Source organism: Halomonas sp. QHL1 (assembly GCF_001882345.1).
GTDB lineage: Bacteria > Pseudomonadota > Gammaproteobacteria > Pseudomonadales > Halomonadaceae > Vreelandella.
The window spans coordinates 2,756,678-2,769,353 of record NZ_MINL01000001.1 but is presented as its reverse complement, the minus strand read 5'-3'; the positions used below and the strand labels follow the sequence as shown (position 1 = coordinate 2,769,353).

12 protein-coding genes are annotated in these 12,676 nt (G+C 57.0%); 7 read left to right on the top strand and 5 right to left on the bottom strand.

Annotation, left to right across the window (positions count from 1 at the left end):
• Window positions 1–43 precede the first annotated feature (43 nt).
• Window positions 44–433 carry a RidA family protein gene (locus QHL1GM_RS12655; protein WP_022521094.1) on the top strand — a complete coding sequence of 130 codons (390 nt, stop codon included), beginning with the start codon at window positions 44–46 and terminating at the stop codon, window positions 431–433.
• On the opposite strand, the gene QHL1GM_RS12650 is transcribed toward QHL1GM_RS12655, so the two are convergent.
• Window positions 430–1,311, bottom strand: a complete 882-nt coding sequence (locus QHL1GM_RS12650; protein ID WP_071694801.1) for an SDR family oxidoreductase — start codon at window positions 1,309–1,311, stop codon at window positions 430–432. The two genes, QHL1GM_RS12655 and QHL1GM_RS12650, sit on opposite strands and share 4 nt — an antisense overlap.
• 236 nt (window positions 1,312–1,547) lie before the next feature.
• Here QHL1GM_RS12650 and QHL1GM_RS12645 point away from each other — a divergent pair, with 236 nt between their 5' ends.
• Window positions 1,548–2,477, top strand: coding sequence for a hydrogen peroxide-inducible genes activator (locus tag QHL1GM_RS12645; protein WP_064232362.1), 930 nt, complete (start codon window positions 1,548–1,550; stop codon window positions 2,475–2,477).
• Window positions 2,474–4,552 carry an ATP-dependent DNA helicase RecG gene (gene recG, locus QHL1GM_RS12640; protein WP_071694800.1) on the top strand — a complete coding sequence of 693 codons (2,079 nt, stop codon included), beginning with the start codon at window positions 2,474–2,476 and terminating at the stop codon, window positions 4,550–4,552. The genes QHL1GM_RS12645 and recG overlap by 4 nt, the downstream gene beginning before the upstream one ends.
• Here recG and yccS read toward each other — a convergent pair.
• The 4 genes from yccS to QHL1GM_RS12620 all read right to left on the bottom strand — a co-directional run bounded on the left by yccS (window position 4,549) and on the right by QHL1GM_RS12620 (window position 8,864).
• A complete protein-coding gene (gene yccS, locus QHL1GM_RS12635; RefSeq protein ID WP_071694799.1) occupies window positions 4,549–6,759 on the bottom strand; it encodes a YccS family putative transporter in 2,211 nt (736 codons plus the stop codon). The two genes, recG and yccS, sit on opposite strands and share 4 nt — an antisense overlap.
• Before the next feature lie 177 nt (window positions 6,760–6,936).
• Window positions 6,937–7,293, bottom strand: coding sequence for a hypothetical protein (locus QHL1GM_RS12630; protein ID WP_071694798.1), 357 nt, complete (start codon window positions 7,291–7,293; stop codon window positions 6,937–6,939).
• Window positions 7,293–7,565 (bottom strand): HU family DNA-binding protein, encoded by a 273-nt coding sequence (locus tag QHL1GM_RS12625; RefSeq protein ID WP_071694797.1) that lies wholly within the window; start codon window positions 7,563–7,565, stop codon window positions 7,293–7,295. Before QHL1GM_RS12625 ends, QHL1GM_RS12630 begins: the two co-directional genes overlap by 1 nt.
• Before the next feature lie 108 nt (window positions 7,566–7,673).
• A complete protein-coding gene (locus QHL1GM_RS12620) occupies window positions 7,674–8,864 on the bottom strand; it encodes an NAD(P)/FAD-dependent oxidoreductase (RefSeq protein WP_071694796.1) in 1,191 nt (396 codons plus the stop codon).
• 125 nt (window positions 8,865–8,989) lie between these two features.
• Between QHL1GM_RS12620 and QHL1GM_RS12615 the strand changes: the two genes are divergently transcribed.
• The 4 genes from QHL1GM_RS12615 (at window position 8,990) to phoR (ending at window position 12,582) form a co-directional block, all read left to right on the top strand.
• Entirely contained in the window at window positions 8,990–9,553 is a 564-nt protein-coding gene (locus QHL1GM_RS12615) for a chorismate lyase (protein ID WP_071694795.1), read from the top strand.
• Between the two features lie 35 nt (window positions 9,554–9,588).
• Window positions 9,589–10,479 carry a 4-hydroxybenzoate octaprenyltransferase gene (ubiA, locus tag QHL1GM_RS12610; RefSeq protein WP_071694794.1) on the top strand — a complete coding sequence of 297 codons (891 nt, stop codon included), beginning with the start codon at window positions 9,589–9,591 and terminating at the stop codon, window positions 10,477–10,479.
• 124 nt (window positions 10,480–10,603) lie between these two features.
• Window positions 10,604–11,293 carry a phosphate regulon transcriptional regulator PhoB gene (gene phoB / locus QHL1GM_RS12605; RefSeq protein WP_007112280.1) on the top strand — a complete coding sequence of 230 codons (690 nt, stop codon included), beginning with the start codon at window positions 10,604–10,606 and terminating at the stop codon, window positions 11,291–11,293.
• 2 nt (window positions 11,294–11,295) lie between these two features.
• Complete coding sequence (phoR, locus tag QHL1GM_RS12600; protein ID WP_071694793.1) at window positions 11,296–12,582, top strand: phosphate regulon sensor histidine kinase PhoR; 1,287 nt, start codon at window positions 11,296–11,298, stop codon at window positions 12,580–12,582.
• The last annotated feature ends 94 nt before the right edge of the window (window positions 12,583–12,676 follow it).

The following is a 12,676-nucleotide window of genomic DNA, read 5'->3' as shown; positions in this document are numbered from 1 at the left end:
TTCAAATAATTAAGTATTACCCATTACAGGAGCGAGACCTCGCATGAGCAATAAAGCTGTTATCAACACCAGCAAAGCCCCCGCTGCTATTGGCCCTTACTCTCAGGCCATTAAAGCAGGTAACACGGTGTATCTTTCCGGACAGATCCCGCTGGATCCCGCGACCATGGCGATTGTGTCTGAGGATTTTGAAGCGCAGGCGCGCCAAGTCTTCACCAACCTGCAGGCAGTGTGTGAAGAAGCGGCGGGTTCGCTAAGCGATATCGTGAAGCTAAATCTGTACTTGGTGGACTTGGATAACTTTGCGATTGTTAACCAAGTCATGGAGGAGTTCTTTACCGCTCCTTTCCCTGCCCGCGCCGCCGTTGGCGTGAAAGCGCTGCCCAAAGGCAGCCAAGTGGAAGCGGAAGCGGTGATGGTCATCGGTGACTAGGCTTTATTTAGTTCTAAAAAGCCGCCCTCTTTAAGTACCTGTGCATAGCCTTCGCGGTAGCTGGGGAAGCGGAACTGGTAACCAGTGCTCAATAGGCGCTGGTTATCGCAGCGTTTGCTCGTTCGCCGACGTAAAGGGGACTGCATGGTCTCGGTGGCTTCGACTTTAAGCTGCTCGGCGAGCCACATCATTACGTTGTGCATGGTAACGGGCTCACAGTCGCTACCCAAGTAGATATCCGCCAGCGTCTCACCGCTCTCCTGATAGCGAATTAGGTGCGCGATAATGCCGGTGCAGTCGTCGCGGTGGATACGGTTGGAGTAAATGACCGGGGTGATCGCAGCCACGCGGCCTTCAGCCACCTGATGAATCAGCCGATCGCGGCCTGGGCCGTAAATACCTGAAAAGCGAATGACGGTGCCGGGCAGGGGGTGATTGATCAACGCCTGTTCGGCTTCGCACATCAGCGTGCCAGAGAAGCTCGTGGGGTCGGTCGGGCTCTCTTCGTTAACGACTTCGCCCTCCTGCTGGCCATGCACGCTGGTCGATGAGACAAAAAACACCCGACGCGGCGGCGTTTTGTGCTGCTCCATTACGCTCAGCACGCGCTTCAAGCCCCCAGGGTAGGCGCTTTGATAGGCGCTCTCATCGAAATGGTCAGCGCTGACGGTATAAACCACATAGTCAGCCTGGGGGAGGCTTTTGGCATCGGCGTCCTCAAGGCTATCCAGGTCCAATGCTAGCGGTTTAATGCCGGTGCCTTTTAAGGCTTCCACGTTGCGGCGCAGGCCAATCACCTGGTGTCCTTCCTCGAGCAGTTCGCGCCCAAGGTTGATCCCTATATCGCCACAGCCGATAATCAGTACGGTTAGCTTCACCGTGCTCACTCCTCTTGATTAATATTCCCTATTAGATGCAAAGTCTCTATCAACGATTACATTGAACCGTGACATTGTCGGGTGAGAAAACCGACGGCAGAGCTTGCTTGTCCTTTTCCATCCCGCTGACTGTCATGATACTAGGTCTTGCATACAACACTATTTTTATACAAACCCTAGCTTTTTATATAAACCTTAGTTACGAGCTGCTACGAGAGGATGCCACTGGCACCGCTATGACTTTAACAGAACTTCGCTACATCGTAACCCTTGCCCAGGAGCGTCATTTTGGCCGCGCGGCAGAACGCTGCCACGTTTCACAGCCCACGCTCTCGGTGGCGGTGAAAAAGCTGGAAGAGGAGCTCGAAACGCCGTTATTCGAGCGTTCCAAGTCCACCGTCCAGGTTACTCCGCTGGGTGAAAAAATCGTCGCCCAGGCCCAGCGTGTGCTGGAGCAGAGCAGCCTGATTTTTGAGCTTGCCAGTGCGGGTAAAGATCAGCTGGCTAACCCGCTACGCATTGGGGCGATTTACACCATTGGGCCCTACCTGTTTCCGCATCTGGTGCCTGCCCTGGCGAACGCGGCACCGCAGATGCCGCTGTATATTGAAGAGGGCATGACCGGTACGCTGCGCGCCAAGCTTAGAAGCGGCGAGCTGGATGTGATTATTGTGGCACTGCCGTTTACCGAAACCGATGTAGTGACCAAGCCGATCTACGACGAAGCCTTTGAAGTGCTCATTCCCGCCAATCATCCGTGGGTCGAGCGGGAAGCGATCAATAAAGAGGACCTACTCGAAGAGCGCCTGCTGCTGCTTGGCGAAGGTCACTGTTTCCGGGATCAAATTCTTGAAGCCTGCCCGGCGATTACCCAAAAGCTCAACAGCCCCAACAATACGCTGATCGCCGAAGGCGGGTCGCTGGAAACCATTCGCCATATGGTGGCCTCTCGATTGGGAATCACGGTGCTGCCGCAGTCCGCGCTGGGCACTGATCAATATGAAAATGCCATGCTGGTCAGTCGGCCCTTCGTTGATCCAGCGCCGTCGCGCACTGTGGCGATTGCCTGGCGGGCGAGCTTTCCCCGCCCCAAAGCCATCGAGGCGCTGATTCAGGCGATCAGTCATTGCCGACAACCTGCCAAAGCTGTGAAAAGCGCCCCATGAGCGATCTCTCCGCGCCAATAACCGCGCTGAAGGGCGTGGGCGAAGCGCTGGCGCTGAAACTTGGCCGCTTGGGAATCGAGCGGGTGAGCGACCTTTTGTTTCACCTGCCGCTGCGCTATCAGGATCGCACGCGGCTGACGCCTATTGGCCTGCTGCGCGCGGGGCAGGAGGCGGTGATCGAGGGCGAAGTGACCGCCTGCGACGTGGTCAAAGGGCGCCGCCGCAGCCTGCTGGTGCGCCTGCGAGATACTAGCGGTATTTTGAGCCTGCGCTTTTTTCACTTCTCGCCTGCCCAGCAGCAACAGCTGCGCCCCGGTGCCACGGTGCGGGCTTTTGGTGAAGCGCGAGCTGGGGCGACCGGTTTAGAGATCTATCACCCTGAGTATCGATTAAGCGGTGGGAGCGAAACCCCGGTGGAGGAGTATTTCACGCCTATTTACCCCACCACCGAAGGCTTGAACCAGCCGCGACTACGCGCCCTGGCGCAGCAGGCGCTCGGTTTACTGGACAACGCCCCTGAAGCCTTGCCCGACGTGATACCCGATGCGCTTCTCACGCGCTTTCAACTGCCGGGCCTGCATGCCAGCCTGCACTTGCTGCACCAGCCGCCTCCCGATGTGAATCTAGAACAGCTGACCAGCGGTCAGCACCCGGCCACTCGGCGGCTGGCGCTGGAGGAGCTGCTCGCCCACCAACTAAGCCTGCGTGAAGTTCGCCTGCGTATTCAGGCGGATGGCGCACCGACGCTACCCTCCGGGCGCAGTCTTCAGGCGCGCTTTTTGGCCCAACTGCCATTTGCCTTAACCGGCGCGCAGCGCCGCGTGCTGGAGGAGATCAGTCACGATTTAAGCCGCCCGGCGCCGATGCTGCGGCTGATTCAAGGCGATGTCGGCTCGGGAAAAACCGTGGTCGCCGCCATGGCCGCGCTGAGCGCCCTGGCGGGCAACTGTCAGGCGGCGATCATGGCGCCCACAGAGATCCTCGCCGAGCAGCACTACCGCTCGTTTAAAGCCTGGTTTGAGCCGCTGGGTATCGAAGTGGCGTGGTTGGCGGGCAAGCTCAAAGGCAAGGCGCGGCTGGATGCCAAAGCGGCAATTGCCGATGGGCGCGCGCGTATGGTGGTGGGCACCCACGCTCTGTTTCAGGACGATGTGCACTTCCAGTGCCTGGGATTGGCGATCATTGACGAGCAGCACCGCTTTGGCGTCCATCAGCGCCTGGCGCTGCGCGAGAAAGGCGAGGCGGGCGGACTAACTCCGCACCAACTGATTATGACCGCCACGCCGATTCCCCGCACTTTGGCCATGAGCGCCTACGCGGATCTGGATGTCTCGGTGATCGACGAGCTACCCCCCGGCCGCACGCCGGTAAAAACCGTGGTCGTGCCCGACGAACGCCGCCCAGAAGTGGTTGAGCGTATTCGGCTGGCCTGCAGCGAAGGCCGTCAGGCGTACTGGGTGTGCACGCTGATCGATGAATCAGAGGTGTTGCAGTGCCAGGCCGCCGAGGTCACCCGCGACGAGCTAACCATAGCGCTGCCCGAGCTGGCGGTGGGCTTGGTTCACGGGCGGATGAAGTCGAGCGAGAAAGCCGAGGTGATGACCGCCTTCAAAGCAGGTGAACTGGATCTGCTGGTGGCCACCACGGTGATCGAGGTGGGGGTCGATGTACCCAACGCCAGCCTGATGATTATCGAAAACCCCGAGCGCCTGGGGCTTTCCCAGCTGCACCAGCTACGTGGCCGCGTGGGCCGCGGCAGCACGGAAAGCTTCTGTGTGCTGCTCTACCACCCGCCGCTGTCGAAAAGCTCCCGCCAACGTTTGGCGGTCATGCGCGAAACCACCGATGGCTTCCGCATTGCCGAGAAAGACCTGGAAATCCGCGGCCCCGGCGAAGTGCTCGGCACTCGCCAAACCGGCCTGGCGCAGATGAAAATCGCCGACCTGGAGCGCGATGCCGACCTTCTGGAACGAGTCAGCGCCATGGCGCAAACCCTGCAAGGTAACTCCGACGTCACCGCCGTGCTGGTGCGCCGCTGGCTAGGCGAAGCAGCAGGGCGCTACGGGCAGGTTTAAGCAGTTGAAGTGGGAGCGCTTAGTGTCTGCTCTTCGCTTCCCACCAATCGATTGGCGGCCTCACCCAGCGGGGAGAGCTGCTCGGTAATAAGTCGCAGTTGGCTTTGGATAGGACGGTAGAGCGTAACGGCTTTTTCATCTGCTGATAGCGCACTTTTCTCTTCTAGCTGGGCTAATAACTCGGCAGCTTGATCCGTGAGTGGTTCAACCGGCTGGCGCTGGTTTAATCGCTCGGCGATCTGTCCCAGCAGCTCACCGATGCGTTTTGATACCGGCACCAGCGTGGCGTCATCTTCATCGTCTGCCAACTGGTGGCGATGAGCGCCCAGTGCAGAGAGATGGCTGAGCAGAGTATTGGAGAGCACTAAAAAGCGCAGCCCGTTGTCCGCGTCCTGCTTTCGGTAGTGCCCCGGCTCATGGAGCATATTGGTGAGCAGGGTGGAGAGCGCTGCGTCGGCGTTATGGGCATTGCGCCGCGCTAGGCGATAGGCCAAATCATCCTGCTTGCCCTCCTCGTACTGGTGGATAATCTCATCCAGGTAGCGGCGGTGGTTATTGAGCGCGTTGGCGGCTTCGCGATAAAGCCTGCGGCCCTGCCAGTCGGGCAGAATAAAAAACACCGCTAAGCCCGCAATCAGTGAGCCAATCAAGGTATCGAGCAGACGTGGCAAGATCAGGTTAAAGCCATCGCCTACCTGGTTGAAACTGCACAGCACCAATAGGGTGATGGAAGCGGTGGCGATGACGTAGTGTTTTTCGCGGTTGGCGAAAAAGGAAACTCCGGCGGCCACGGCGATCATGCTCTGCACTAGCGGGTGCGGAAAGAGGCTGATCGACGCCCACCCCACTGTAAGGCCCAGTACCGTGCCCATAATCCGCTGGGACAAAAATCGCCGCGTCGTCGCAAAATTGGGTCGGCAGACAAACAGCGTGGTCAGCAGAATCCAAAAGCCCTGCTCGGGGTCGATCCACTGCATTAGCCCGTAACCGGTCATTAGGGCAATGGAGAGCCGCACCGCATGGCGAAAAGTGGGGGAGCCAAGGGTAAAATTCAGGCGCACCCGCTTCCATGCTTCCAGTAAACTTGACGGTGAGCGGTCATATAGCGAACTGTCGCGTCGCTCATCGCTGACGCCGGGATTGTGGGCGCTGGCGAGCTGGTTCTCCAGGGTAGCTAAGTTGTCGGCTAGAGCGCTTAGGGGGTACAGCAGCGGGCGCCACTCGGGCTTACCCCGGTCACGCAGGTTCTCAATCGAGGCGTGTAAGTCGGCCAGGGCTTCTTCGCTCTGCTGGTGGTCAAATGGACGATTGAGCAGCAGCGATTTGGCCAGTTGGCGACAAGCGCGCCCCTGTTGATCCAGCAGCCGCTGACAGCGAAACAGCACATCATGGTGGAAAAAGGCTTTGCTGAGCGCGCTATAGGGGTAGTGAGTGGAGCTGGCGCGTTCGTGAATATCCTGTGCGATAAAGTAGATGCGTAGGTAGCGGTTGAGTTTTTGGTCGCCGCGCTGCCCCTCTAAGCGCCTGAAAATCATCTCTTTAGCTTGATTGAGCGCAGCGACAACTTTGCCGTTTTGGCGCGCCAAAGCCACCCGACGCGCTTCCACATCGACACCGCGCACCGGTTCAAACAGCGCCGATTTCAGTATCAGGAACTCGCCTAGCGCTTTATACACCCGTGCCATGCTCTGCTTGACCGGCTGGCGCGAAAACAGCGCGCACCACACTATGGAGATGACCCCGTACCACACCGCTCCGGCCAATAGCAGCAGTTGGCGCGCTGCCACGTCTTCATCCACCCCGCCGTGCTGCTCGATATTGATCATCGAATAGATCGACAGTATTAGCGTGCCTGAAGCGATGGTGGCGTAACGCTGACCGATAGCGCCGAGCATTATCAGGGTAAAGGTCGAAAGCCCTAGCCCCACAACAAACAGCCACGGCCAGGGAAACAGCCACTGCACAATAAATGACGCCGAGGTAAAACACACGAGTGTTACCAGCAGCGCTTGGAAACGGCCTTGCCAGCTGTCGTCGGTTTCAGACAGCGCACAGGCGATAATGCCCAGAAAAAGCGGAATAACCAGCGCTACATTGCCCATTAAACCGCTGAACAGCAGCGCACCGCTGAACGCTATAAAAACGCGCAGGCTGTAGGCGAATTTATCCAGGGTCCAAAGGCGCCGCAGCGGCAAAGAAATGGGCATAGAGGCTCTTATGGGTAATTATTAGACTTTAGTATAAATGCTTAGTGTGTAGGCTTAAAGCGGTGGTTGTTTTTAAGTGACGGTAGAAAGCAGCCAATAAAGGGTAGGCAGAAGTCGAGGCTCATTGAAAGGGGATCTTGAAGGGGAATCCCGCCACATTTACGTGGCGGGTAAAAGCTACAAATACTTGAGTAGTTTTTGCAGCTTATTCATATCGGCGGAATCACCCACCAAGCGCACGTCGCCGTTCATCATGCCGTCGAGAAAGGCCTGCTGGGTTGGCTTTTTGAGCACTTTCAAGGCGGTATCCTGATCACGGAAGCGTAGCTCAAGATCTAAGTCCACGGGCAGCCCTTTGCCGGTACTGACACTTTTCGGTGTCATCCGGTAGTGGCGGGCAATACTTAGATCTTCTGTGGCAATTCCCCAATCCAGGCCGCGCATGCGTTCTAGCTGTTCACGAAAGCGCGGCTTGCGGCGCAGGGCGCGTTTGAGCAGTACGCCCAGCAGCCACAGCGTCAGCTTGAGCTTCATTAGGAAACGGCGTCCTTAAGTCCTTTGCCTGGCTTAAAGGCAACGTTTTTGCTAGCCGGAATTTGCAGCGGAGCACCGGTCTGGGGGTTTTTGCCGGTGCGGGCTGCGCGCTCACGTACTGTGAAGGTGCCAAAACCAATCAGAGCAACGTCTTCGCCCTTAGCAACGCTGTTGGTGATCTCGTCCAGAATAACGTTCAGCACTTGGCCGGCTTTATCTTTGGACAGGTCGGCATTTTCAGCGATGGCTGCAGCGAGTTCAGGTTTGCGCATAAGGAATCTCCCCTTTTTAAAAGAAATCAAACATCAAACAAATGCATGTTGTTGGGTGCGTAGCCGATTAGGTTAGCTTCTCTAGCCTAGTCGTGAACGCGACGAAAATCAGCCTAGCAGCGCAGGCGCTGCTCTGGAAAGCTCCACTTTCCTTCTCACGCAGCCGCCTGTCAACGCAAAACCAATCAAACGTCCGTCTTTATTTTCAGCCAAGGCACTGATATCAACGCCTTCGCCTTCAATTCTCCAGCGTTCGGGCGTGGTGGTTGGCGGGTAGGCCACCACTGGCAGCAGCGGCGTTTTAACCACTACCGGCCAAGCGCCAAAGCTAACCGGTGTGGGCGAGCCTGAAAGGGTTGCCGCCAGCGCCTTAGCGCTGGCTTGCAAGGGCTGAACGTACATAGCATTAACGCCCTCCACGCAGGCCGCATCGCCCAGAGCGTAGATATTGGGGTGCGAAGTACGCAACTGGCGGTCAACGACTATACCGCTAGGCGAGACGCTTAAACCAGCCGCTTCGGCAAGCGCCGTACGAGGGGCAAGGCCGGTTGCCATCAGCACGAGATCAGCGCAGACGGTGCCGCCGTTATCCAGACGTAATACGATGTCTTCGCCGTTTTCGGCCGCGATGGAATCAATCGAACGGCCAAGGTGAAGGTGGATCCCTGCTTCGCTAAAGGCATCGCCCAGGGCGTTCCCTAAGGGCGGTGGCAGCAAGCGGGGAAGCAGGCTTCCCTCGGGGGCAATGACGCTGACGTGATGACCACCAGCGTGAAGGTCGTTGGCAAATTCACAGCCGACCAGCCCCGCGCCAATAATCGCCACCCGTGCTGGGCCGTGGTCTAGCGCCATGTGAAAGCGGCGGTAGTCGTCTAAGTCGTTGATGGTAAAGCAGCGTGGGGCTACGCTGGGCTCAATGCTGAAGGGCAACCGTGGTGCAGCGCCGGTGGCCAGCACCAGTGTGTCGTAGCCGAGCAGCATGCCGTCTTCAAGAAGAATTGCTTGGTTATCCACATCCAGTGCGTCTACCTGGGTGTGGATAACCATCTGGGCATTTAGCTCTTCGCCTAGTTCAGCAGCGCTACGCTGGGCTAATTGCTCGGGCGCGATGCCCTTGGCGAAGCCGGTGGAGAGCAACGGCTTGCTGTAATCATCGCCGCTGTCAGCGCTTACCAGCGTGATTGAGCGTTGGTCGCCCAGGCGCCGCAATGCACGGGCAAGGCCAACACCAGCCATGCCAGTGCCAATAATCACCAGCGCAGCGTGAGAAGACGTTTTCTGTGTTTGGGTTGCGGGCATGCAGACACCAAAAAAAGTTGCGAAAAAAGAGGCGCTAAACCGAATCGTTAAAAAAGTAGCTGAAACAAAAGCCTTTCAGTGCCCATGTTACACTAGCCAACCCGTTAATTGCCCTGGAGAACTCGGTGACGGCTGCTGCTTATCGGCAAACTCCTCTATTTTCCCGCTGGCGCCCAATTGATGCGGCGCGGCCTGCAATGAGTGCTCCCTGGTGGCAGTGGGTTGCCTCCACCGACTCGTTAACCGCCCGCTTAATGGCCGCGGGTGGCGAGAAGCCGTTTCGAGTACGGCTGCTAAGACAGGGTGTCGGCTGGCCGCGCCAGGATGAGGCTCAGGCGCTAGGCATTGGCGCCAAGCGCTACGCTTGGCTGAGGGAAGTGGCGCTGTGCTTGGATGAAACACCGTGGGTGGTGGCACGCTCGGTCGCCCCCCTCACGCAGCTAAAGGGCCAGCGTTTGGAGAGTTTGGGCGAGCGCTCGCTAGGCAGTTGGCTATTTCGACAGCCAGATTTAGTTCGTGGGCCGTTAGAAGCGACGAAGCAACCCCCGCATTTTATTAGCGTGAATGGTATAGATGGGAGTTGGGCCTGGGGAAGGCGCTCCGTCTTTTATCACGGCTGCCTGTCGTTATTAGTGCAAGAGTATTTTTTGGGGGCGATGGCGGATGATCTTGGCCTGCCTTCGCGCTAGGCTAGCGCCTGCATCTTATTCTTCGTGAGGTAAGCATGGATCGTTCACTGTTGCGGCCGAAGGGATGGGCTCGCGTGGCAGACTTTTTACAGCTAATGCGCTTGAATCGGCCGATAGGCACATGGCTTTTGATGTGGCCGACCCTGTGGGCACTATGGGTAGCTGCGGAAGGTGTACCAGGGAGAAATGTGCTGCTGATTTTTGTGGCCGGAGTTTATGTGATGCGGGCTGCGGGCTGCGTGGTCAATGACTATGCTGACCGTCACTTTGACGGCCATGTGAAGCGCACTAAGCATCGTCCCCTAGCGACAGGCCGTATCAGCGAAACCGAAGCCCAGTTACTGTTTATCGCCCTGGTGGCCGCTGCGTTTATTCTAGTATTACTGACCAACTGGTTTACGGTGCTGCTCTCGTTGGGCGGGGTGCTGCTGGCGATTATTTATCCGTTCATGAAGCGTTATACCCACTTTCCTCAGGTGGTGCTGGGCGCTGCGTTTTCCTGGGCGATTCCGATGGCTTTTGGCGCCGTGCTGGGCTACGTGCCGCTGGAAGCATGGTTGCTGTTCTGCGCTAACGTGTGTTGGACAGTGGCTTACGATACCCAGTACGCCATGGTCGATCGCGACGATGATTTAAAAATTGGTATTAAATCAACGGCCGTGCTGTTTGGAAATGCGGACCGTTTGATTATCGGCTTACTCCAGCTAGCCACCTTGGGATTGCTGGCCTGGGTAGGCTGGCGGGTTGGTTTAGGTGGTTTCTTCTGGCTAGGGCTTGCGGCAATGGCGGCGACTTTTCTGCATCAGCAGCGCTTAATTCGCAATCAGGAGCGGGATCCCTGCTTCCAGGCATTTCTTAATAATCACTGGTCGGGCCTGCTGATTTTTGCCGGTATCGCGCTAAGTTGGTGGCCTGCGGCGGGCTAATTTCTATGAATGTCATATAATTGTCATCAAGTCATGGTGTTATCGTCACTGACATGTCATTGAACTTTTATCTTTGAATTCGCTTTCGTTGAACTAGTTTTTTCGAACACCGTGAGGCTCTGGTATGACCGCCAAGACCGTTCTGATTGTCGATGACGAGGCGTCGATTCGCGAGATGATCGCGGTCGCGCTGGAAATGGCTGACTATCGCGTGCTCGAAGCGGACAACGCCCAGGATGCTCATGCCATGGTGGTCGACCATCAACCCGACCTGCTACTGCTGGACTGGATGATGCCCGGTACTAGCGGTATTGAGCTGGCGAGACGCCTAAAGCGTGAAGAAGCCACTGCCGAAATACCGATTATTATGCTCACCGCCAAAGGCGAAGAGGATAATAAAATTCAAGGGCTTGAAGCCGGTGCAGATGACTATATCACCAAGCCTTTTTCACCTCGGGAATTGGTGGCTCGGTTAAAGGCGGTGCTGCGTCGCGCAACCCCGCGTGGCGTTGAAGACCCGATTGAGATTAACGGTTTGCTGCTTGATCCGGTGAGCCATCGGGTAAGCGCCCACGGCAAAGCGCTGGAAATGGGCCCCACCGAGTACCGTCTGCTGCAGTTTTTTATGACCCATCAAGAGCGCGCTTACACACGCAGCCAGTTGCTTGACCAAGTGTGGGGTGGCAATGTTTACGTTGAAGAGCGTACGGTCGATGTGCATATTCGCCGCTTGCGTAAAGCGCTGGGTGATGTGCATCAAAACCTGATTCAAACGGTTCGGGGTACCGGTTACCGTTTCTCTGCACGGGTGTAAGTGTGCGTTTATGGAGTCGTGAGCTGTGGCGAATAGCGTGGCTGGCCACGCTGGGCACTTGCCTAGGCTGGCTATTGGGCTCGGCAGGGCTGGGGCTCGCGGCAGGGCTTTCGGGATGCCTGTTTTACCACTTGCGACAGTTACGCGAACTCTATCGGTGGCTCACCCTCCATCCTCACGATGAGCCGCCTGCCGCCAGCGGAATGTGGGGCGAGCTATTCGATCGTTTATACCGCTATCAAAAAAGTCAGCGCATTACCCAGAGCCGTCTGCGCGCTACCTTGGCGCGTATTCAAGAGTCGTCTGAAGCAATGCGCGATAGCGTGGTTATGCTTGACCGCCACGGAGACCTGGAGTGGTGGAACAGCGCCGCTACCGCCATGCTAGGGCTACAAACCGCCCACGACCGTGGTCAGCACATTACCAACCTGCTGCGCGACCCTAGTTTTATTAGCTACTTTAATGCGCGTGACTACAGTGAGCCGTTAACGCTCATTTCTCCCATTGATGAACGGCGCATCCTGCAGTATCAAATTACCCTTTACGGTGACGACGAGCGCTTGGTGATGGCCAGGGATATTACCCGTTTGCATCGCCTTGAGCAGATGCGGCGTGACTTTGTCGCCAACGTCTCCCACGAGCTACGCACTCCTCTGACCGTCCTTTCGGGCTATTTGGAAACCTACAGCGATATTGCTGATCAACTTCCGCCACGATTGGGTCGCAGCATCCAACAAATGCAGGAACAGACCCAGCGGATGCAGAATCTGGTCAACGATTTATTGTTGCTTTCGCGTTTGGAGATCGACCAGGGCGGTAAAGATCATCATCCGCTGTCGCTCGAGCCTTTACTAAAAAGCGTGTGTGATGATGCGCTGGCCCTGTCGCATCAGCGTCATACCATTACCGTGGCGCTTGAGAGCGATGCGCGGCTGTTGGGCAGTGAACAGGAAATTCGCAGCGCCGTCTCTAACCTCGCCTTTAATGCGGTTCGCTACACGCCAGCAGGCAGCCAAATCACACTGCGCTGGAAAGCTAGCGCTACTGGCGGCGGCTATATTGAGGTGGAAGATAACGGTGAAGGGATTGATCCTGTTCATATTCCTCGCCTAACTGAACGTTTTTACCGTGTCGATAAGGGGCGCAGCACTGCGACTGGCGGCACAGGCTTAGGCCTGGCGATCGTTAAACATGTGCTGTTGCGTCACGATGCGCAGCTGCAAATTGAGTCTCACCCCGGCAAGGGCGCGCTGTTTCGCTGCGCCTTCCCCTCCTCGCGTCTTGTTTAATTTACCATCCCGCCGCACAACATTTGTAGAAGTGTGCAATATTGGCATGCAAGATTGGTGAGATTTTTCGCATGTGCCATTTTTACACAGTGTT

Coding starts and splice junctions, on each gene's coding strand:
- QHL1GM_RS12655 (WP_022521094.1), top strand. CDS start 44: ATGAGCAATAAAGCTGTTATCAACACCAGCAAAGCCCCCGCTGCTATT.
- QHL1GM_RS12645 (WP_064232362.1), top strand. CDS start 1,548: ATGACTTTAACAGAACTTCGCTACATCGTAACCCTTGCCCAGGAGCGT.
- recG (WP_071694800.1), top strand. CDS start 2,474: ATGAGCGATCTCTCCGCGCCAATAACCGCGCTGAAGGGCGTGGGCGAA.
- yccS (WP_071694799.1), bottom strand. CDS start 6,759: ATGCCCATTTCTTTGCCGCTGCGGCGCCTTTGGACCCTGGATAAATTC.
- QHL1GM_RS12630 (WP_071694798.1), bottom strand. CDS start 7,293: ATGAAGCTCAAGCTGACGCTGTGGCTGCTGGGCGTACTGCTCAAACGC.
- QHL1GM_RS12625 (WP_071694797.1), bottom strand. CDS start 7,565: ATGCGCAAACCTGAACTCGCTGCAGCCATCGCTGAAAATGCCGACCTG.
- QHL1GM_RS12620 (WP_071694796.1), bottom strand. CDS start 8,864: ATGCCCGCAACCCAAACACAGAAAACGTCTTCTCACGCTGCGCTGGTG.
- ubiA (WP_071694794.1), top strand. CDS start 9,589: ATGGATCGTTCACTGTTGCGGCCGAAGGGATGGGCTCGCGTGGCAGAC.
- phoB (WP_007112280.1), top strand. CDS start 10,604: ATGACCGCCAAGACCGTTCTGATTGTCGATGACGAGGCGTCGATTCGC.